Source organism: Alcanivorax sp. HI0044, from assembly GCF_001634945.1.
Window position 1 is genome coordinate 1 of sequence record NZ_LWEZ01001318.1, and the last position, 934, is coordinate 934.

The 934-nt window shown below is 46.9% G+C and carries 2 protein-coding genes; one reads left to right on the top strand and one right to left on the bottom strand.

Annotated elements, in window-relative coordinates:
- Nucleotides 1-355 (bottom strand): hypothetical protein (locus A3730_RS32755; protein WP_231883999.1); only part of this gene is annotated, 355 nt, incomplete at its 3' end.
- Between the two features lie 250 nt (nucleotides 356-605).
- Between A3730_RS32755 and A3730_RS19410 the strand changes: the two genes are divergently transcribed.
- Nucleotides 606-934 (top strand): phage integrase N-terminal SAM-like domain-containing protein (locus A3730_RS19410; RefSeq protein WP_197477533.1); only part of this gene is annotated, 329 nt, incomplete at its 3' end.

Here is a 934-nt window from a genome sequence, read left to right on the forward strand (position 1 = left end):
CCTCAGTGTTCTGGAACTGTCGTAATTTTTGTTGAGACTGTAAGATTTGGGTTCTTAGATCTGAGTCCGGGCCGTTTAAGTGAATTAAATTTACGGCCTTATCAATATATGACTGAATCGCATCAGTTATGGTCAATATGCTTTTTCCACGATTCAACTGCTGCACTTGAGAGAGAAGTTTTCGTCCTTCATCTTGCGCCCTCTTTAACAACTCCGCGACTTCCGACAAGTGGAGCTTTCTGAGGTCAAAAGCGATCTGATCCCTATAGGATTTAACTTTCGACGCCTGCCAAACTGTGACACCAGTGCCGATAGCAGTCAGCACAGTACCCGCAATTGTAATTATCATCTCCAAATTAAATTCCTCGAGGTTTGAGGTTTACCCTCTGCGAGCATATAACAGGTATTAGGAAGCCGGCTCGAATATCCAATGAACGCGCCGGCTTCATATCACGGTTTATCAATTTGCATATTGAAAGATAAAACCAGAAAAGTCAGCAAGTTACAAACCAGCCTCCCAGCGCATTATTCAATATGTTGACTTCTTCATTTCTCTAACTCAATAATGCTGTCCATATGTACAGCTAAGTTACAGGAGTCAGCCCATGCACAAGGAGCGTGCAGGCCGCCCCAGGCTTCGTGAGCAGTTTCGCGAGGCGATCAGGGTGCGCCATTACAGTCATCGTACCGAGAAAACCTACTGGTACTGGATTCGCTATTTCATACGCTTTCACAAGTTACGCCATCCTGCCGAGATGGCCGAACGAGAGGTATCTCTCTTCCTAACCTGGCTTGCAACAAGCCGAAATGTGGCTGCTGCCACTCAAAATCAGGCGCTAAATGCTCTGGTTTTCCTGTATCGACATGTGATTCATCAGCCTCTGGGAGAGGTGGAGAACATCAGTCGCGCCAAGCGCCCCGCCAAACTCCCGGT